This is a genomic window from Campylobacter sp. IFREMER_LSEM_CL2090 (assembly GCF_025771865.1).
In the GTDB taxonomy this organism is placed as follows: domain Bacteria; phylum Campylobacterota; class Campylobacteria; order Campylobacterales; family Campylobacteraceae; genus Campylobacter_D; species Campylobacter_D lari_D.
The window spans coordinates 1-19,843 of the sequence record NZ_JAKMRA010000003.1 but is presented as its reverse complement, the minus strand read 5'-3'; the positions used below and the strand labels follow the sequence as shown (position 1 = coordinate 19,843).

The 19,843-nt window shown below is 28.8% G+C and carries 22 protein-coding genes and 2 tRNA genes; 8 read left to right on the top strand and 16 right to left on the bottom strand.

What is annotated here, in order from left to right:
• Window position 1: 1 nt before the first annotated feature.
• Both L8V85_RS02175 and L8V85_RS02170 read left to right on the top strand, forming a co-directional pair.
• Complete coding sequence (locus L8V85_RS02175) at window positions 2-592, top strand: hypothetical protein (RefSeq protein WP_263737386.1); 591 nt, start codon at window positions 2-4, stop codon at window positions 590-592.
• A gap of 42 nt (window positions 593-634) precedes the next feature.
• Window positions 635-1,156, top strand: coding sequence for a flagellar FLiS export co-chaperone (locus tag L8V85_RS02170; protein ID WP_133319168.1), 522 nt, complete (start codon window positions 635-637; stop codon window positions 1,154-1,156).
• A gap of 28 nt (window positions 1,157-1,184) precedes the next feature.
• On the opposite strand, the gene L8V85_RS02165 is transcribed toward L8V85_RS02170, so the two are convergent.
• Entirely contained in the window at window positions 1,185-1,724 is a 540-nt protein-coding gene (locus tag L8V85_RS02165) for a superoxide dismutase family protein (protein ID WP_133319169.1), read from the bottom strand.
• A gap of 109 nt (window positions 1,725-1,833) precedes the next feature.
• Here L8V85_RS02165 and L8V85_RS02160 point away from each other — a divergent pair, with 109 nt between their 5' ends.
• Entirely contained in the window at window positions 1,834-2,715 is an 882-nt protein-coding gene (locus L8V85_RS02160; RefSeq protein ID WP_220567031.1) for a helix-turn-helix domain-containing protein, read from the top strand.
• Between the two features lie 66 nt (window positions 2,716-2,781).
• Window positions 2,782-3,618: an ATP-binding protein gene (locus L8V85_RS02155; RefSeq protein WP_263737385.1), complete on the top strand. Its 837-nt coding sequence runs from the start codon at window positions 2,782-2,784 to the stop codon at window positions 3,616-3,618.
• A 20-nt stretch (window positions 3,619-3,638) separates the two neighbouring features.
• Here the strand turns inward: L8V85_RS02155 and L8V85_RS02150 are convergent, their stop codons facing one another.
• The 6 genes from L8V85_RS02150 to L8V85_RS02125 all read right to left on the bottom strand — a co-directional run bounded on the left by L8V85_RS02150 (window position 3,639) and on the right by L8V85_RS02125 (window position 7,866).
• Window positions 3,639-3,893 carry a zf-TFIIB domain-containing protein gene (locus tag L8V85_RS02150; protein ID WP_133319172.1) on the bottom strand — a complete coding sequence of 85 codons (255 nt, stop codon included), beginning with the start codon at window positions 3,891-3,893 and terminating at the stop codon, window positions 3,639-3,641.
• Window positions 3,894-3,942: 49 nt separating this feature from the next.
• Window positions 3,943-4,632, bottom strand: a complete 690-nt coding sequence (ung, locus tag L8V85_RS02145) for a uracil-DNA glycosylase (RefSeq protein ID WP_263737384.1) — start codon at window positions 4,630-4,632, stop codon at window positions 3,943-3,945.
• An 8-nt stretch (window positions 4,633-4,640) separates the two neighbouring features.
• Complete coding sequence (locus L8V85_RS02140; RefSeq protein WP_263737383.1) at window positions 4,641-5,948, bottom strand: sensor histidine kinase; 1,308 nt, start codon at window positions 5,946-5,948, stop codon at window positions 4,641-4,643.
• Window positions 5,938-6,624, bottom strand: coding sequence for a response regulator transcription factor (locus L8V85_RS02135; RefSeq protein WP_263661454.1), 687 nt, complete (start codon window positions 6,622-6,624; stop codon window positions 5,938-5,940). Before L8V85_RS02135 ends, L8V85_RS02140 begins: the two co-directional genes overlap by 11 nt.
• A 1-nt stretch (window position 6,625) precedes the next feature.
• Window positions 6,626-7,051 carry a DUF1104 domain-containing protein gene (locus tag L8V85_RS02130; RefSeq protein ID WP_258108242.1) on the bottom strand — a complete coding sequence of 142 codons (426 nt, stop codon included), beginning with the start codon at window positions 7,049-7,051 and terminating at the stop codon, window positions 6,626-6,628.
• Between the two features lie 62 nt (window positions 7,052-7,113).
• Window positions 7,114-7,866, bottom strand: coding sequence for an SIMPL domain-containing protein (locus L8V85_RS02125; protein WP_133319177.1), 753 nt, complete (start codon window positions 7,864-7,866; stop codon window positions 7,114-7,116).
• A gap of 89 nt (window positions 7,867-7,955) precedes the next feature.
• Here L8V85_RS02125 and mutY point away from each other — a divergent pair, with 89 nt between their 5' ends.
• Together mutY and L8V85_RS02115 are read left to right on the top strand one after the other, a co-directional pair.
• Window positions 7,956-8,984, top strand: a complete 1,029-nt coding sequence (gene mutY, locus L8V85_RS02120; RefSeq protein WP_263737382.1) for an A/G-specific adenine glycosylase — start codon at window positions 7,956-7,958, stop codon at window positions 8,982-8,984.
• Window positions 8,974-9,825, top strand: a complete 852-nt coding sequence (locus L8V85_RS02115; RefSeq protein ID WP_263659147.1) for a radical SAM/SPASM domain-containing protein — start codon at window positions 8,974-8,976, stop codon at window positions 9,823-9,825. Before mutY ends, L8V85_RS02115 begins: the two co-directional genes overlap by 11 nt.
• Here L8V85_RS02115 and L8V85_RS02110 read toward each other — a convergent pair.
• Genes L8V85_RS02110 through L8V85_RS02095 form a run of 4 tightly spaced genes read right to left on the bottom strand, consistent with a single transcriptional unit; the run spans window position 9,815 to window position 13,339 of the window.
• Window positions 9,815-10,492, bottom strand: a complete 678-nt coding sequence (locus L8V85_RS02110) for a class I SAM-dependent methyltransferase (RefSeq protein ID WP_259443360.1) — start codon at window positions 10,490-10,492, stop codon at window positions 9,815-9,817. The genes L8V85_RS02115 and L8V85_RS02110 overlap by 11 nt on opposite strands.
• 1 nt (window position 10,493) lies before the next feature.
• Window positions 10,494-11,369 carry a CsgG/HfaB family protein gene (locus tag L8V85_RS02105; RefSeq protein ID WP_263737381.1) on the bottom strand — a complete coding sequence of 292 codons (876 nt, stop codon included), beginning with the start codon at window positions 11,367-11,369 and terminating at the stop codon, window positions 10,494-10,496.
• Window positions 11,363-11,983 carry a penicillin-binding protein activator LpoB gene (gene lpoB, locus L8V85_RS02100; protein ID WP_133319180.1) on the bottom strand — a complete coding sequence of 207 codons (621 nt, stop codon included), beginning with the start codon at window positions 11,981-11,983 and terminating at the stop codon, window positions 11,363-11,365. Before lpoB ends, L8V85_RS02105 begins: the two co-directional genes overlap by 7 nt.
• Window positions 11,984-11,992: 9 nt before the next feature.
• Window positions 11,993-13,339 carry a hypothetical protein gene (locus tag L8V85_RS02095; RefSeq protein ID WP_263737380.1) on the bottom strand — a complete coding sequence of 449 codons (1,347 nt, stop codon included), beginning with the start codon at window positions 13,337-13,339 and terminating at the stop codon, window positions 11,993-11,995.
• 53 nt (window positions 13,340-13,392) lie between these two features.
• Between L8V85_RS02095 and L8V85_RS02090 the strand changes: the two genes are divergently transcribed.
• Window positions 13,393-13,480: transfer RNA gene (locus L8V85_RS02090), tRNA-Ser, on the top strand.
• On the opposite strand, the gene L8V85_RS02085 is transcribed toward L8V85_RS02090, so the two are convergent.
• Complete coding sequence (locus L8V85_RS02085; protein ID WP_220567041.1) at window positions 13,481-14,131, bottom strand: putative metalloprotease CJM1_0395 family protein; 651 nt, start codon at window positions 14,129-14,131, stop codon at window positions 13,481-13,483.
• A gap of 126 nt (window positions 14,132-14,257) precedes the next feature.
• Here L8V85_RS02085 and L8V85_RS02080 point away from each other — a divergent pair.
• Window positions 14,258-14,334, top strand: a tRNA-Met gene (locus tag L8V85_RS02080).
• A gap of 236 nt (window positions 14,335-14,570) precedes the next feature.
• Here the strand turns inward: L8V85_RS02080 and L8V85_RS02075 are convergent.
• The 4 genes from L8V85_RS02075 to L8V85_RS02060 form a co-directional block, all read right to left on the bottom strand.
• Complete coding sequence (locus tag L8V85_RS02075) at window positions 14,571-15,212, bottom strand: potassium channel family protein (protein ID WP_133319183.1); 642 nt, start codon at window positions 15,210-15,212, stop codon at window positions 14,571-14,573.
• Window positions 15,209-16,552 (bottom strand): TrkH family potassium uptake protein, encoded by a 1,344-nt coding sequence (locus L8V85_RS02070; protein WP_133319184.1) that lies wholly within the window; start codon window positions 16,550-16,552, stop codon window positions 15,209-15,211. The genes L8V85_RS02075 and L8V85_RS02070 overlap by 4 nt, the downstream gene beginning before the upstream one ends.
• Before the next feature lie 93 nt (window positions 16,553-16,645).
• Entirely contained in the window at window positions 16,646-17,980 is a 1,335-nt protein-coding gene (locus L8V85_RS02065) for an anaerobic C4-dicarboxylate transporter (RefSeq protein WP_133319185.1), read from the bottom strand.
• Window positions 17,981-17,998: 18 nt separating this feature from the next.
• A complete protein-coding gene (locus tag L8V85_RS02060) occupies window positions 17,999-19,411 on the bottom strand; it encodes an aspartate ammonia-lyase (RefSeq protein ID WP_258108252.1) in 1,413 nt (470 codons plus the stop codon).
• Between the last annotated feature and the right edge of the window lie 432 nt (window positions 19,412-19,843).

Genomic DNA, 19,843 nt, shown 5'->3' with positions numbered 1-19,843 from the left:
AATGAGATATTTATATATTAGTTTAATAGCTATTTTTTTTAGCGCTTGCTCTTTGATTAATCCAAGTCAAACTTTACCTGCAAATAAATATTTTAGTATTAATTTAGAAAAGCTAGAGCAAAGTCAAAATAAAAAAAATGCAACTATTATAGTTTCCTTACCTAAAGGCTTAGCTTATACTAATGAAATTTTTTATAAAAAAGATTATACTATCAATACCTATGCTTATCATTTTTGGAAAGAAAATCCTGCTTTAATGATAAAATCTTTTTTGGAATTTCATTTGCAAGATTTAGGGGTATTTAAAGCAGTTTTAAATCAAGATAGTCTAGCTAGTGCTGATTATGTTTTAGAAAGTAAAGTGGATATTTTAGAGCAAGATTTTAGTGATGAGTTGCATTCTAAAATAAAGTTTGGTATTAATTTAAATTTAGTGCAAATAAACACTAAAAAACTTATAGCGAGTAAGTACTTTTACTATGAAAAAGAATTAAATGATAATAATCCTCAAATTTTAATCCAAAACTATGATGAGATTTTTTTGCTTTTTGCTAAAGATTTTAGAGTTTGGATAGATCAAAATTTGGAATAAAAAATGCTTTTCTTGTTATAGCAATAACAAGGAAGGTGTATTATGAGAGATGAATTAGAAATCTTACAAAAACATTTAGGACAAGTAGGTTCAAGTATAGATGGTGCGAATTTAAAACATCAAACGCAAAAATTTAGTGAAGATATTACTGATGCTAATGACTTTATAGGTGCTTTGCAAATTTTAGATTCTTCATTGAAAAAAATTTCAAAACTTCTAGAAGATAAAAACTATGAAGATGTGCAAGATAAAGTTTTAATTGCTAGTGAAAGTTTGAAAATAGTAGATAATTGCTCATTTTTAGGTAATGCTTTATTTGATAATAATTATAATGTAAATGTTGGTTCAAAGGCATTTGCTTTTGAAATTTATAATCCTTTAAAAATTTTAGAAACTAGTGATTATGAAGGTATGAAAGCTTATATAGTCGATAAAAGAGAAGAAATAGCTTCTATGCTTAGTGAGCTTGCAGTGGCTATTGCTACTTATAGTCCTAGTCAAAGTTTTGGCGGATCAAGCCATGATTTTATGGGTGATTTTGATTTTACTAAGCTTTTTAAATAACACTAAAGGCTAAAAAGCCTTTAGATTTTTATTTTATAACACCACATGCCATTCTAGCACCGCCACCGCCAAGTGCTGCAGGATGATCGCTGTGATTGTCTCCTCCAAAATGTATCATTAGAGCATGATTTTTAAGCTCATCAAGAGTTTTGATTTTTGGTGCTAATACAGGGTTAGTTGCTTTACCATCTTTTTCTACATAAAGTGGTGGTAAATCCCCTTTGTGACCTTTATCATCCCATGGGCTTGAGTGAGCATCTGTTTTTTCAGGATCCCAGTGTCCACCTGCTTTCATACCTAAACCTTTATCAGTTGCTCCACAATCAGCATTTGCATGAACATGAAAGCCATGAATTCCACTTTCTAAACCTTTAAGATTTGGATAAAATGCTACCCCATAAGGAGTTTGTACTGCTACAACTTCGCCTGCATCTTTATTAGCTTTTTTATCAAGAATTTCCATTTTGATAACTAAATGATCTTTTTGTGCTTTTGGATTAAAATTTTCTAAATTTGCTCCAAATAAAAAGCTTGATGCTAGTAAAGAACCTAGAATGATTTTTTTCATTTTTTCTCCTTTTTTAATTGAAATTAATTATATTGTAACATAAATTCTTAATAAAAAATATTTTTTATTGTATTATATAAATAATCAAAAAACTTATAAAAAGGTATATATGTTAATTTTTCCAAAAGATCTTGAAAAAATCAGTCAAAATGTTTTGAAAAATACTTTTTTTTCTTTATGTTGGTATCAAAAAGATTTTTCAAATGATAAAAATCAAGAAGTTGTATTTAAAGATTATGCTTTAGTATTTATTTTAAAAGGTTCTAAAAGTATTTATACTATGGATAATCAGTTTAATGTAAAAAAAGATGAGCTTGTGTTTTTTACAAAAAATTCTTTTTCCATTAGAGATTATTTAAATGATGAAAATATATATGAATCTATTATTTTGTGTTTTAAGGAAAGTATTTTAATAGAACTTATTTTTAAATATCAAGAATTAATTTGTAAATTAGATTCTCCAAAATATGCTAAAAGTTTATTTAGTTTAAAAACTAATCTGATAACTAAAGGTATTTTCGAGTCTTTCTTACCTTGTATAAATGAATTTAATGAGAAAAATAAATATCTGCTTAGATTAAAATTTGAAGAATTATTTTTGTCTTTATTATATAGTGAAGATAATGCAGAGTTTTTAGCTTTTTTAAAAGCCATTTTAAGTGGTTTTAAATTAGAGCTTTATAAGATGTTTGCATATTGTCAAAATGACTTTGAAAGCGTAGCTTCTATGGCCAAATTTAGTAAAATGGATATAGCAAGTTTTAGTCGTAATTTTAAACAAAGTTTTGGTATTACTCCTAAAGAATGGCTTGATAATAAGCGTTTTGAAAGAGCTAAATTTTTACTTGAATTTTCTACAAAAAATATCACTCAAATTTGTTATGAACTTGGATTTAATTCTCCTGCTTGGTTTATAGCAAGATATAAAAAAAGATATGGCATTACCCCAAAACAAGAACAAAAGTCAAAAAACTTATATTTTTTATCTTAAAAATGATAGATTTTATTTTGGTTTTTTATTAGAATTTGTTAATAAAATTTAAGAAAGGTAACAATTATGAAAAAAAGTATTTTAACTTTGGCCTTATTTGCATTTTGCAGCGTAAATGCTTTAGAGGTTCAAGAATTTAAAGGTTTTGCACATCCTGAAAGTGTATATGTAGATAAAAATGCAGTTTATGTATCTAATGTAGGAAAAGATCTAACTCCGTTAAATAAAGATAATGATGGTTTTATTTCAAAATTAGATAAAGATGGAAAAATTTTGGAATTAGAATTTATAAAAGGTCTTAATACTCCAAAAGGTATGTCTAAAATAGGTGATGTTTTATATGTGGTTGATATTGATATTTTATATGGCTTTGATATAAAAAATAAAAAAGAAATTTTCAAACTTCCTATAAAAAATGCGGTATTTTTAAATGATATTGCTGTGTTAAATAATGACACATTATTAGTTAGTGACACAGGTACAGGATACATCCACAAAGTATTTTTAAAGGATAAAAAATATGAAAACTTTATCCATTTAGATTCAAAATATGGTGGCCCAAATGGATTGTTAATAGATAAAAATACTTTATTTGTAGCAGGTTATGATCCAAGTGATAAAGCAGGCGGGAAAATCATTAGTATTGATTTAAATTCAAAGAAAATTCAAGAATTAAACAAAAAAATAGAACAATTTGATGGCATTGTGTATGATAAAAATAAAAATCTTTTAGTGTCAAGTTGGGGTAAAAATCTTCAAGGATATATTTATACTCTAAAAGACAATAAAGAAATAAAACTTGATTTGGCTTCTATAAAAGGTCCTGCAGATATGTTTTTTGATGGTGAGTATTTATGGGTGCCAAAAATGGCAGAAAATGCTTTAATTAAAGTAAAAATATAAAAACTTTTAAGCCTTTGGGCTTAAAAGTCAAATAATTCCCCAAGCCAACTTTCTTTTTTCTTGTATTTATAGCCGTTATTATGATGGTAGTTTGCTTGTTGGTTATAATTTTGTTGTTGAGGTTGTTGCGTACTTTGAGAAGAATTTCTTTCTATGATTTTATCAAGCTCACCACGATCAAGCCAAACACCACGGCATTTTGGACAATAATCAATTTCAACTCCATTTCTTTCGCTCATCAATAAGTCAGTATTTACACAAACTGGACAAGTCATTGTATTCCTTTTTTTGAAAATTTTTGAAAGTATATAAGTTTTAAGTAAATTAAGGGTTTAAATTCCAATCAATAAGACTTTTACCAAGTTTTGATAAAATTTCATTACTTTTTGAAAAATGCTTGCAACCTAAAAAAGCATTTCTCGCTAAAGGCGAAGGATGTGCTGCTTCTAGGATAAAGTGTTTTTGAGGGTTGATTAAATTTTTTTTATTTTTAGCATAATTTCCCCAAAGTAAAAATATCAATCCTTCTTTTTCATTGCTAAGTTTTGATATAACCGCATCGGTAAATTTTTGCCAACCAAAATGTGCATGTGAAGCAGGTTTATTTGCTTCTACACTTAAAATAGAATTTAAAAGTAAAATTCCTTGTTTAGCCCATTTACTTAAATCACCATGTTTTGCTATAGGAATGTTTAAATCATCTTGCAATTCTTTATAGATATTAAGCAAAGATGGGGGAATTTTAACACCCATTGGCACGCTAAAGCTCAAACCCATGGCTTGATGAGGGTTGTGGTAAGGATCTTGTCCTAAAAGTATGATTTTTAAATCTTGTAAAGGGGTTAGATTAAAAGCATTAAAGATTAAATTCGTGGGTGGATATATAGTTTTTCTTTCATTTAAAGCATTGATATAATGAGTTTTTATTTCTAAAAAATAAGGCTTTAAAAACTCTTCTTTTAAAAATTCCTTCCAAGCGTTATCTATTTTAATTTTTTCTAAGCAAATTTCCATTTTTATCCCTACCAAGAAAGTATAAATTCACTTCCTTTATCTTTTTTACTCAAAACTTTTATGTTGATATTGTTTTTATCGGCTATTTGTTTGACTAAATTTAAGCCTATGCCAAAACCACCTTGGTCTTGATTAAAGCGTTTGTAGCGTGTAAAAATTTGAGTAATTTCTTTAGTGCTCATACCTTGACCTTCATCTTTAATACTAAGTGTTTTTTCTTTTAGACAAATAAAGATTTTTTTATTAGTATTGGTGTATTTTATGGCATTGCTTAAAAGATTGTCAAGTAAAATTTGCATTTCTTCTTTATTTGCATAGAAATTTTGCTCTAAAAGCTCTTTTTCAATGATGAGATTTTTTTGAGAGATTAAAGTGTCAAAATATTCTAATCTTTGTTCTAAAAGCTCTTTTAAATTTATATCTTCTTTTGTATTTTCTTTTTGTAAGAAAAAATTTAAGGCTATGAGGTTTTGATAGATATGATTTAAATTTTTACTTGCTAGTTTGATATGATTTAGTTTTTTAGTGTTATTTGGATTTAAATTTGTATCATCAAATTTTTTAATACTAGCTAAAATCACGCTCAAAGGTGTGTTAATTTCATGCGTGGTATCTTTAATAAAATCATTGAGTGTTTTAAATTGTTCTTTGATATTTTTAAAAACAAGCAAGATGAGTATATAAGCAATTATAGCAAGTAGTAAAATACATATAAGTGTATAAAAAATAGTTTTTAATTTTAGTTTCCAAAGTTCATTAGCATAATCGTTAATATCTAAATTATTGTAATTATCTTTGCGGTATTGTTCTTTTTTAAAGCCAAGATCTTCTGTTTCTATAATGATATGGATATTTTTATGTCTCAAAAAATGAGAACGGTGTTTTGGCTTTCTTAAATTACTCGTATCTATATAAGTATTAAGATTTCTAATCCTTGAAAAATCTATGAATAATCTTTTGTTTTCGTTGTAAATAAAGTTGTTTTCTTTAAGCTGTGTTAATATTTTTAAAGCATCAAAAGTTAAATTACTAAAAATGATTTGATTGTTTGCAACAATAGCAAATTGAGTATTTATTTTTTTAGAAATATAAGAAAAATCATCTTTGTTTAATAAATTTTTATCGTGTCTTGCTTCGATGATATTTTGTAAAATATAATTATAGTGAGTGTATGAGTGTGTGATTTGATTTAATCGTATATATTTTGCTTCTTTTTGATAAAAAGTAATAAAAAAAATCGTTAAAAATATGCCACTTGTGATGATATAAAGAGCTAGGATTTTAAAAATGGTATTATTAAAGTTTTCACTTTTCATTTTCTAGCCTAATGGCATAGCCTATATTTCTTTGATTGATGATAAGGTCTTTACCAAGAATTTTTCTTAAATTTTTGATATACACTCTAAGGCTCATAATCACAGGCTCTTCATCTAAACTCCAAATTTCGTCAAAAATAGTTTCTATATTTACAAAATGAGGGCGTTTTTTTAAAAGTAAAGCTAGGAGTTCTTTTTCTTTATTAGTTAGGTTGATAATTTCTTCATTTTGATAAAGGGTTTTATTGATAGGATCAAAAGAAATATTTTTTGAAGAGCTAAGTAAGATTAAGTCTTCTTTTTGATGACTAAAATTTCTTTTAATGATATTTTTTACACGGATAATTAACTCATCAACATCAAAAGGCTTTTTAATATAATCATCACAACCTGATAAAAATCCTTGTTTTACATCATCAAGCATGGATAAAGAAGTTAAAAATATAGCAGGAGTGTTTTTAGCACTTTCTCTTAATTCCTTTAATACTTCAAAACCATTGCCTTTTGGAACTTTAACATCAAAAATCCAAAGATCAAAATTTTCTTCATAAGCTTTTTCTAGTGCCTCTTGTGCATCATATACACAAGAGACTTTAAAACCTTCATCGCTTAAGGCTTCATTGATGATTTCATTTAAGCTTAAATCATCTTCTAAGAGTAGAATTTTTGCTGCCATTTTATCTCATTGAGCAATTTCCATGATTTGCACCATGCCCTTGATGATTCATTTTATGGGCTTTGTGTTCATTTTTGTTATAATGATGTAAATTTAAATCTCGTATTTCTTTGCCACTCATTTCATCGGTTAGTTTTTGCATATCTTCTTGAACGATAGCCTTTCTTTGACTTCTTTCTTGAGGAGAAAGTTTAGAGATGTTTTCGCGTAAGTTACTTTTAAATTGTTGATGAAAAACTTTTGCGTCTTTGTATTTCATCTCATTCATTCTCTTTTTCATTTCTATAATTAAGTCAGCTTGATCTTGTGCTTTTACGCTTTTTGCAAGATTTAAAATTTCATCATTGCTTTTTTTGGAAAAATCAGCACTAAATGCTAAAGAGGCTGCTAAAGAGCCCATAATAAATAAACCTATAATTTTTTTCATTTTTTCTCCTTTAAATTAATGATGAGAAATTATAAAAACCCAAGATAAAGCCAAAATAAAATTTATTGACAAACAAAAAGCACATTAGCTTTTAAGCTTTGCTTTTCATTTTTAATAACAGGAAGCACTACACTATCTGCACTAGCTGCTAAACTTGGAGAATTGTATTTGATATTACAACTATCAAAATGAACATTTTTTACTATGCAAGTTTTTGTTAAAGTTTTAGAATAATATTGAGCTTTTTCAAAAGCTTTTTTAAACGCAAGATCGTATAAATCTTCTTTGTTTGCTTCTAAGGTTGCTTCGTCAAATCCTGCTTGCAAGGCTTTAGTATTAAAAGAAATTAAAGTATTAGTATTGCTGATATTTTCTATATCTTTTATAAGATTTTCATAGTCTTTATTTTTATTTTGTGGGATTTGACAAGTGAAATTAGAATACAATCTATACCCATTAAGTGTTTTTACTCCTTGATAATAATTATAACTTGGCTCTAAAGTATAACTTCCACCTTTACAATAGTCTTCTTTGGCAATACGATCTGAAATTTCTTTGAAAGTTTTAGCAATATGATTTTTTTCATCACTAGAGATGATAGTTTTTTTACTAAGTTCTTCGCTCGCGCTAAAATTTAAAACAGCATTAAAAACATTTGGCATGATTTCATTTGATACTTCTATATTTCTTGAAAATTCTACATTTTGTTTATTATGATTTTTTAAACCTAAAAATTCAGTATTAAAAACTACTCCTAGTACAAACAATACTAAACAAAGTAATCCTAATCCTAAACCTTTTAAAAAACTTTTCATTTTTACTCCTTTTTAAAAATATTTTTTTAATTTTAACATAAAGCTTTTAAGAATAGATTGTATAATTTTTAAAAACAAAGAAAGTTTTAATGCGAAAAATTCATGAAAGTATTTTAAAATGGTATAACGAGAATGGTAGAAAAAACCTTCCTTGGCGTATTTTGCATAAAGAATATAGAAAATATGGTAGCGAGGATGATTTAAAAAAGCTAAAAAATATTGACAATGCTTATGCTGTTTATATTAGCGAGATTATGTTACAACAAACTCAAGTAAAGAGTGTTTTGCAAAATTATTATTTTCAGTTTTTAGCTAAATTTCCTTCTTTAAAAGCGCTTTCTATGGCAAGCGAAGATGAGGTTTTAAAAGCTTGGCAAGGACTTGGGTATTATACTAGAGCTAGGAATATACATAAATGTGCAAAAATTTGTGTGCAAGAATTTAATGCAAAATTACCATTTGACATAAAAGAGCTTCAAAAACTTCCTGGTATTGGAGAATATACAGCTGGTGCTATAGCTTGTTTTGGTTTTTTACAAGCTAAAGCTTTTGTGGATGCAAATATTAAAAGAGTTTTGAGTAGATTTTATAGTTTGCAAAATCCAAACTCTAAACTTTTAACGCAAAAAGCAAAAGAGTTTTTAAACTATGATAATGCATTTGATCATAATCAAGCTTTGTTGGATATAGGGGCTTTGATTTGTTTACCTAAAAATGCAAAATGCAAGCTTTGCCCCATAGAGAGTTTTTGTAGTGGAAAAAATGAATATGAAAAATTTCATGTATCTAAAAAAACTCAATATGAAAATATTATTTTAAATATACTCATAGTGCAAAAAAATGAGCAGTTTTTGCTTATCAAAAGTAAAGAAAAGCTATATTTTAATATGTATAATTTTTTAGAATACAATAAAGAAAAAAATGCAAAATTTATAGGTGAATTTAAACACTCTTACACCAAATATAAAATTAATGCCAAGGTGTATTTTTTAAAAGATGATGATTTTGAAGATTTAAAAGCTAAAGCTTTTGCTTATAAAGAATTAGAGTATATCACGCTTTCAAAACTTGCTTTAAAAGCATTTGAGCTTTTTAAAAAGAGTGATTATGTATTTTGAGAAAATTTATATAGAATTAAGTGATATTTGCGGTTTAAAATGTGATTTTTGTCCTAGTCAAAAAGCCCAAAGAAAACAAATGAGCCTTGAAGACTTTGAAAAAATTTGTAAAAGCGTACATAATCATGCCAAGTTTTTTACATTTCATGTGCTTGGAGATCCTTTAAGGATTTTAAATTTAAAAGAGTATTTAAAAATAGCTTTAAAATTTAATATGCAAATAGAGCTTACTACGAGTGGGTTTTATTTTGATGAAGAAAAAATCAATCTTGCTTTAAGTTTTAAAAATATACACCAAATTAATATCTCTTTGGGTGCTTTTTTATCTCAAAGTAAAATGAGCTTAAAAGAATACTTTGAGCCTGTTTTAAAACTTATTTTTTTGCACTTGGAAAATAAAAACAATTCTTTTATCAACTTAAGACTTTGGAATTTAGATAAAAATTTTAATCCACCTTTAGAAAATGAAAAAATTTATGATTTTTTAGAACAAATTTTTAAAATAAAAATTCAAAATCAAAAAGTTAAAAATCGCCTAGAAAGGCATGTTATATTACACCAAGCTAGGCTTTTTAAATGGCCTTCTTTGAAAGATGAGGTTATTAGGGAGAATGGGTGTTGTCATGCTTTAAATGGACAAATTGCTATTTTAAGCGATGGAACTTTAGTGCCTTGTTGTTTGGATACTAAAGGGGATATAAAACTTGGAAATTGTTTTGAAAAAGATTTTAGCGAGCTTTTAAATTCGTCTTTATATATAGAATTAAAAGAAGGCTTCAAGCAAGGAATTTTAAAAGCGGATCTTTGCAAAAGATGTGAGTTTTTGCAATTTAAAAACTGATTTTCCTTGCTCGGACAATTATAATTTCAGGAAATTCTTCATCTAAAAAAGGTTCTTCAAAAAATCCATCTATGATAAAACCATTTTTAAAACAAGTGTTGAAAATTTCTTCTAAAGAACGGTGGTAGTAGTGATGTTTTACAGGTTGTTTTTCAAATGCATACCCAAGATAATTATGCGGACTAAGATATTTTTTAGTTAATGTTACAAAACAAGGATGTTGAGTAGCAAAAACAAAAATTCCATTTTCTTTTAGTAGAAAATAAAGACTTTTAAATAAGGGCTGGATATTTTCCATATCCATGATAGCCATATTTGAAACAGCTTTGCTAAAGGTGTGTTTTTTAGCTAAATTTTGCAAAGTTAATTCATCGCTAGCGTCTATGGTTTGAAAATGAATTTTGTGTAAAAAATTTTTCCATCTTTGTTTTGCTAATTTTATCATTTGATCACTATAATCAAAAGCATAAACATTTATGTTGTATTTTTTGCACATATAAGCGGAAAAATTTCCATTTCCACAAGCAATATCTAAAATATAATCATCATCTTGTATGTTTAGCAATTCTTCAACTTTAGGACGCACAACTTTTTTATGAAATTCATTAGAATCATCTCCCATTTGTACATCCCAAAATTTTGCATTAATATCCCATGCTTTTTGCATTTTAAAAACCTAAATTAACTCCACCTTCATTGTTGATTTGATAGTTTGCATCCAAACCATGTTCTATTTCTTCTTCTTTGTCATTGTCTTTAGAATGTTTAAAAATATCTTCGGTAATTTTTGTAGCTATACCTCTAAGGGCTTTTTGTTTGCTTGATTTGCTTGTAGAACTCATTTTAAATTCTAGGGTATTGGAAGCTTTGATTTGAGTTGTAGCAAATTCTATCAAACGATAATCAATGTTAATATTATAAGTTTGAGTGTTAATTTCATTTTGTGTTTGTGTTATTTTAGGATTTAAAATAAGTAAAAAATCAGCCCCTAAAACATTATAAAGCTTAACAAGTTCATCATCGCTTGCATTTTTTATAAGTAAAGATTTTTCTTGATTATAAAGATCAAGATTTGCTCTATCTAAAATTCTAAATTTTTTACTTTGGAGCAAAACGCTTAAAAGCTCTTGTTCAAATTTAGCCGAAAGTTCATCTTTAACTTTATTGATGATAATTAGCGAACTTTTATCTTCAAGATTTTTTTCACTATAAAGTTTTTTGTAAATTACAACTTTTGCATGGAATTCATTTTGATTTGTTTGAGTTAAAGATTTAATATCATAGCTATTAAAAACTCCATTGCTAACTAAGTCTATTTCTTCATCATATCCTATATTGAAATTTCCATTAAAGCTAAATTCGAATTTTTTAAGCTTAACTTGTTTTAAGTCCTCCATTTTCCCAAGAGCTTCATTGATGGCATTTTTTATTGCTTCACTTCTTGTATTTCCAAAACCCTCACCATAACTTTCTTTGTTTAAAGCGCTTTGTGCTTGACAAAAACAAACAAGAGCGAAAAAAAGAATTAGTAGTTTTTTTACCATGTTACACTCTTGCTTTTACCTGTTTTATCAATAGTTTTTTCATCTTCCCAAAAAGCTAAACCGCTAGTTAAATCTGTAAGAATTAAATGGAAAAAATATTCAGTTTGGATTTTGCCATTATAAAGTTTAACAGTATCTTGTCTGATTTTACCAGAAAGTGAGAAATTTGGGGCCAAAAGTGTGCCTTTTTTGGCTATGGAATTTTGATTAAATTCTTCATTGTCTCTTAAATCTCTTACATCATGAGATAAACTATCTTTTGCTCCACCTGCTGCTACAGCAGTTGTTAGTATAAATTTACCAGATTTTCTTAATGCTATGGTAATTTTTGAAGTGAGTTTATCTGTGTCTATTCTTTGCGGGGTGTCATTGATGATTTTTCCTATGGCAATAACTTTTCTATTAGAGCTATTTAAATTTGCAAAAGCAGGATCACTAAGCAAGCTTTGTATCATATCTTCAGCAGTTTTTTCAAAATCTTCTCTATCAAGTCCTAAAGTAAGTGCGTTTCCTTGAACTTTTTGCGAAGCTTTACCATCAGTATATTTTGGTTGTGAAGAACAAGCGCTGAAAATCAAAAGCGCAAAAACCATAAAAAATAAACTTTTTTTCATTTTATCTCCTTATTTTTCTTTAATTTTGTAAATAATATTTGAATTTGGCACAAAAGATCTTATAAGCACAATATAATTTTTATCTTTTTCCAGCTCATCTTCAAAGATTATTTTTTCTTTATCATTATAAATTTTAACTAAACCTTCATTTTTTAGCATTAAAATACTAGCACTTTTTGGTAAAGCTTGCCACATTCTAAGATCTACTTTATTGATTAAAGCAGTGCTAACAGCGCTAATAAATGATAAAAAGCCACTAGAATCATTATTAGCTATGGCTAAATTAATTGAAGTTTTAAGAGCGCTTGAGGCTAGGGTTTTCATCACCATAGAGGGTAAAAGAGTTTTAAATTCACTTGCTATAATATCATCAAAATAAATTAAATTTTGTGTTTTTTCATCTTGACTTTGCAAGAATTTATAAGAAGCATTTCTTGATTTTAAATAAGCAAAAGCTACACTAATATTTGCAAGATTATCATTAAAAACAAATGGCAGGGTAAGATCAAATTCTTCTTTTGTAGCACTAAAACCATCTTCATAAATGATAAAAATATATTTTTGTTGAGGGAAGGATGTTTTTAAATGAGTGAATTTTTCAAATACTTGAAATTGTTTTTGAAGTTGTTTGTTTTTTACATCGCTTAATGCTACTTCTTTTAAAAGATCATAAGCTTTAATATAATCTTTATCAAAAAAGAAAAATAAAGCACTAAGATAACTAGCATAGATATTAGTATAATTTTTATTTGCGTTAAATGTGCTAAGAAGATTATCATATTGTTTATAGATAGGGTTTAAATTTTGCTGAAAACTCGCATATGTTTTTTTATCTTTTTGAAGTTCTTTTTGGTATTCTTCTTGAGCTTTTTGTATATAATCATAAAAATATTCTTTCATTCTATCTTGTCTGTATAAAGCTCTATTAAACTCTACTCTTGCATTTTTAAAATCTCCCAAGCTCATATAATTTAAACCTTTGTAGGTATTTAGCATAATCCTTTCATAAAAATAACCTTGATAATCATTGATGGTGTCATTAAGTAAAATTTCGCTAAAATTTCTTGTGGCTTTCTGAAGCCCGTTTTGTAAATCTACATCATATTTGTAAGCCTCTTCTGCTTTATCAAAAAAAGCATTACTTTTTTCATAATCTTTACAAACTCTTGCTAAAGAGGCTAAATTTAACCCTGTGTATATAGTGTCTTTGTCTGCATTTTTTAAAGTTAAAGTATTTTCATCGCATTGTTTGTTTACAAAGGCTTTTTCATAAGATAAATTAACATTAGCATGATTTGAACAAGCACTTAAAAAAAGTAAAATAAAAAGATAAAAACAAGAGTAAAAAAGCTTCATAAAATCCCTTTTTTAGTATAAATTTAAAAAAATAAGTTATAATTTTCATTTTTAGAGAGGTGTCCGAGTGGTCGAAGGAGCACGCCTGGAACGCGTGTGTGGGGTAACTCACCGAGGGTTCGAATCCCTTCCTCTCTGCCACTATGCACTTTTATTATACTGACTTCCTATGTAATCTTGTGATGAATTTTGTGTGTATGATTTTATGGCTTTAGAATTTGGATTTGCTTTTTTATCGTCTTCGTCTTTATTTTTATCGTTTTGAGCTTTTGATTCTTCTGCTTTTATTTTAGCTTGCTCGGTGCGCGCATCATTTTGCATTTGCATAGCATTAGCTGCTACTTTATAATCTTGGGGGCTAGGATCAGCTGGTGCCATAGCTGCAGCAATTACTTGCATAGCATTGGCTATAGTTTCTTCAGGAGTATTGCCTTTTTGCATTCTTATAGGCACTTCTCCTTCAACTGCATACATTTTATTATCAGGACCTCTTGTATAGCCAAAACTTGCAGCTCCTGCTAAGGCTCCACCTGCTGCTTGGTGGGCTGCTTCATGAGCCCTTACTTCTCTGTCGATTTTTTCAAGCTCTCGTACCTGTTTTACTTCTTCACTACTTAAGTCTTTACCATTAACTTTTTGAGTTTTTTCATCTTTTTCTTGATCGTTTTTATTTTCTTTTGTTTGCTGTGGGTTTTCTTTTTCAGAAATATTTTCTTTTGTTTGTTCTTTGTCTTTGTTTTGATAAGGATTTTGCGTATAAAAGGCACCGCCATAACTTGAGCTAATTTGCATTAAAATCCTTTTTAAATATAATTTCATATTTTTAGCACAAAAAAGTTAAAAAATATATAAAATTTATAAAATAAGTATTTTATAAAATGTTAAGCAAAATAAAGTATAATTTTAACTTCTTTTTATGTCAGGGTAGCTCAGCTGGCTAGAGCGCTGGTCTCATAAGCCGGAGGTCGGGAGTTCAAGTCTCCCCCTTGACACCACTTAAAATATCTTTTTAATGTTATATTTATTTTTTATATTTTCTAAATTAGCTTTCAAGAATACTTATAAGTATAGTTTTTGATTATATTTAATTCATTGTAATGTCCTTATTTTACAAGGACATTAAAAATTTAGTGACCTAGGATATGGATCGGGTCTGTGTAGCCGTACACTAGAGTTTCTTTTCTAGATTTATCATATTGATAGTGCAAAGTAAAAGTAGCATTTAAAATCTTCAATAATCATATTGATTAAGTTCTTCTTGAGTGCCAAGTAGCATTAATATATCGTTTAAATAAGCGGTATTTTCTAGATTTGGCATAATGCTCCAAGTATCATGTTGTTTGTGTGCAATGACTTTTAAATTTTGTCCAATAGATTGCAAAGTTTTCCCCGCTAAATTCTCATCGATTAAAAGTTTTGCTACCTTTATGGTGTTGGCTGAAAGATCTATGATTTCAAAATTTGGATTAGTGATAAGAATTTTAGCCAAACGCTTTGCAGATTCTTTTTCAGGATAGATGACTTTATTAACCCCAAGTTTTGAAAGAATTTGTCCATGTGTAGAAGAATTTGCTTTAGCTATGATATTTTTTACCCCTATTTCTTTTAAGGCCATGAAGGTAAGTATGCTTGATTCTAGATTTTCACCTATACTAAGTATGACAACATCAGCATTTGAATAGCCCGCTTCTTTCAAAGCTATGGTGTGAGTAGAATCTAAGATATAAGCAAAATCCGCATGATCTTGCAACTCTTTAACAGCTTCTTCATCAATATCTGAAACAATAACTCTTTTGCCTTGGTCAATAAGTTCTTTTGCTAAAACAGAGCCAAATCTTCCAAGTCCTATAATACCATAAGTTTCTTTTTTCATAGTATGATTTTTCCTTTTGGGTAATTTAAATATTTTTCTTTTTCTTTAAAAAATATACTAAATAAAAACGCAAGCACGCCCACTCTACCGCTAAGCATTAGTAAAATAACAATAAGTTTGCTTTCGGAGCTAAAAAGCGCACTAAGTGATAAGGTCCCACCATCGCCAACTGAAACACCTACTGTGGCAAATGCTGAACTTGTTTCAAAAAGCAAAGGTAAAAAACTTTTATCATCTTCAATCAAAGATAAAAGCAACACGCAGGTAATAATATAAACAATTGAACTTACTGCTATAATGAAAGCTTTATTAATAGTTTCGCTTGGAATTTCAAAGTTAAAAATTCTTGCATTACTATCTTTGATACTCCAATATGCATAAATTAATAGTACCGCAATAGTAGTTACTTTAATGCCCCCCGCAGTTCCACCTGGTGCACCACCTACAATCATAAACAAAGATCCAAAAAATAAGCTTGCATCCTTAAAGGTGCTAAGATCAAGAGTATTAAATCCTGCAGTTCGGTAATTTACCGCTGTAAAATATGCACTCATAATTTTATCAAAAAGAGAAAATTCTCCTATGCTTTTTGGGTTATGATATTCAAATAAAAACACAATCAAACTTGCAAAAATGATTAGTATAATAGTGGAAATTAAAACAAGCTTTGTATGCAGACTTAGACTAGCAAAGCGTTTTTTTGAAAAAAAGTATAATTCTAGCAATACAAAATAGCCCAAACCGCCAATAATAATCAAAGAGGTAATGATAAAGTTAATCCAAAAATCATCCCTATAAGGCATTAAGCCACTTTCAAATATGCTAAAACCTGCATTATTAAAAGCAGAAATGGAGTGAAAAATACTAGCCCATAGAGCATCAGTTAAATTCATATCTAATTTAAATCTTAAAAATAATAAAACAGCACCAACAATTTCAATAGCAAATACAAAAAATAAAACCTTTTTCAAAAAACCTACAAGTCCATCAGCACCAGGATAAATTAAGGATTCTCTTAAAAGATTTTTTTCTCCAAAACTCATCTTTTTTCGTACTAAAATATATAAAGCCATGGCTATACTCATATAGCCTAAACCACCTATTTGGATAAGTAGTAAAATAACAAGCTGTCCATAAAAACTAAAATCTAATGAAGTATTTAGCACAATGAGTCCTGTCATACTTACAGCTGAAGCACTAGTAAAAAATGCATCTAAAAAAGATATTGGTTTAGTGTGCATAATGGGTAGCATAAGGATGAAAGTGCCAAAAAGAGCTATAAGTATATAACCTATAAATAAGATTCTTATATTATTTCTATCTAAAGATAATTTTGCCATTTTATTTCTTTAAAAATTAAAAAAATATTCTACTTAAAATTAGTTAATAAGTAAAAGAAGAAAACTTTCCGCTAAAAGCGGAAAGCAAGAGCATTAAAGCATTCCTACTGCTAAAAATCCTAATGAAACAGCAATAGCAATAGCTAATACACCCGGGATAAAGAATGCGTGATTAAATATAAATTTTCCAATTCTTGTTGTACCTGTATCATCCATTTGAACTGCACCTAATAAAGTAGGATAGGTTGGAAGTACAAAAAGTGCTGAAACAGCAGCAAAACAAGCAACTAGCATATAAGAATCTGCAGGATTTGTAGCTGAAATTCCTAATGCAGCAACGATAACTGGGACAATAGCTTTTGCAGTAGCTGCTTGAGAGTATAAAAGCATACTAGCAAAGAAGAAAGCAACTGCAAGCATAGCAGGAGTTTGTTTAACCCATTCACCCGCTACTTCTTTAATACCTGCTTCATGGCCTGCAACGAAAGTATTTCCAAGCCAAGCAACACCAAATACACATACACAAGCTGTCATACCTGATTTAAATACACTTGTATCTAAAATTTTTGCAGGTTCAACTTTACATAAGAATGTAATTAAAGTTGCAGCAGTTAATAAAAAGCTCATAATTGCAGCATCTCTTGGGATAACTACAGGATCAATCCATTTAATATTATTAGAAATTGCAGTAGCATAAAGAACAACTGCTAATACCGTAAATAAAAATATAGCAACTGAAAGTTTTGCACCCGGTTTATCTTCACTATGTAAAACATCTGAAGCACTTTTTACAAGACCAGCTTTTAAGCGTTCTTGATATACAGGGTCTTTGCTAAGATCCATTGGAGTAATTAAACTTACAATAAAAGCTGTAATCATACAAGCAGCAAAAGTAGTTACAATCCAAATTCCAATTAATGCAGGATAGTTCCAACCAAGTGGCTCTAATACACCAGTCATATAAACAACAGCAGCACTAACTGGAGAAGCTGTAATACCAATTTGTGAAGCAACAACCATTAATGAAAGTGGAGCTGATGGCTTAATATTTTGAGATTTTGCAACATCAATAACAACAGGCATTAATGAAAATACTGCATTACCAGTACCTGCTAAAATAGTAAGTAGCCAACCACAAGCTGGTGCGAGATAATTAATGAATTTTGGGTGTTTACGCAAAATTCTTTCAGTAACTTTTACCATGTAGTCTAAGCCACCTGCTTGTTGCATTGCAGAAATCGCAGCAATAGCAGCAGCGATGATTAAAATAACATCCCAAGGAATATTACCTGGCTTCATGCCTAAAACAAGACCTAAAATAACAACACCCAAACCTCCGGCATAGCCTATTGCTATGCCGCCAAGGCGGATACCTATGAATATTGCCCCAAGGAAGACAACAAGTTGTAAAATAATCATAATATCCATGATTAAACTCCTAAGTTATTAAGCTTTTCTTTTTTCTGTCATATGTGGATTTAACATATTTTCTGGTGTTAAAATCTCATCAATTTTTTCTTTTGGTAAATAGCCTCTTTCAAGACAAATATCACCTACTGCTTTTCCAGTTTCTAGAGCTTCTTTTGCAATACTTGCAGATTTTTCATAACCTAAAACAGGATTAAATGCAGTCACGATTCCGATTGAATTTAATACAAGTTTTTTGCAGTTTTCAGGATTTGCTTTTAATCCTTTAATAGCTTTTTCAGCTAAAGTTTTCATTGCATTTTCAAGCAATACGATCGAGTTAAATAACCCATAAGCAATGCCTGGCTCAAAAGCATTAAGTTCAAATTCACCTCTTTCAGAGCAAAGCATAATAGTAACATCATTACCTATAACTTCATAGCAAGCTTCGCCAACTGCTTCACAAATTACAGGGTTTACTTTACCTGGCATAATAGAACTACCTGGTTGCATAGCAGGTAAACTAATTTCAGCTAGACCGCATCTTGGACCTGAATTCATCAACCTTAAATCATTTGCGATTTTAGATAATCTTACAGCTGCAGTTTTTAATGCGCCACTTACATGTACAAAATCAGCTGTATCTTGAGTAGCTGCAATGAAGTCTTCAGCAGGTTTAAAATCAACACCAGTGATTTCTTTTAATTTTTTCTCAACCACAAATTTATAATCAGGGTGACAGTTAATTCCTGTTCCAATAGCTGTAGCACCTAAATTTAAATAGCTCATTGATTCACGAGCTGCTGTGATCTTTTCAATATCACTTTTAATATAGCTAGCAAAAGCATTGAAAGTGTTTCCTAAGGTTGTAGGAACCGCATCTTCAAGTTCTGTTCTACCCATTTTGATGATATCTTTGTATTCTTTAGCTTTAGCTTCTAATTCAGCTTTTAAGTCTTCCATAGCTTTTAAAAGATCACTAAGTTTTGCATAGGTTGCTACTTTGATTGAGCTTGGATAGGTATCGTTTGTAGATTGACCTAAATTTGTATGATCATTTGGGTGAAGGTATTGATATTCTCCTTTTTTATGACCCATACTTTCAAGAGCAATATTTGTGATAACTTCGTTAGTGTTCATATTTGTGCTAGTACCAGCACCACCTTGGATCATATCCACAACAAATTGATCTAAAAATTCACCAGCAATCAATCTATCGCAAGCTTTAGCAATAGCATCAGCTTTATCTGCATCAAGAACTCCAACTTCTTTGTTAGCTAGAGCAGCTGCTTTTTTAACTTGAGCAAAAGCTTTTACAAAATAAGGATAATCTTGCAGTCTTCTACCACTCATATTGAAGTTTTCTAGTGCTCTAAAAGTTTGCACTCCATAATAAACTTCATCAGAAATTTCTAACTCACCAATAAAGTCGTGTTCTTTTCTTGTTCCCATGATGTACTCCTTGTGGGTTTTATTTAAGTTTCGTTTATGAACTTAATAGGTATTATATAACAATTTTTTATAAAAGTTTCATAAAATTTTCCAATTTTTTCTAATTTTAATAAAAATATATAAAATAATATAAAGTATTGATATTCATTTTCTAAATAGTGGATATTTTATGAATAATTTTATTTATAATGATATTAATTATATTTATTTTTTGTATATTTTTTTGAAGTATTTGTTGAAGTTATGATTGTAATGGGTATGATTTTTCAGGTAATTTGATTATAAGCTATCATCTTAACACTTAAAATCTTATATCACTCAAACTAAACCCATTAAGGGTTTAGTTTAATTATTTAAAACTTTTTCTTCCTAGCATCTTCTAAGATATCATTAGCTATTTGATTGACATTGTCTGCAACTATAGCGCTGTCG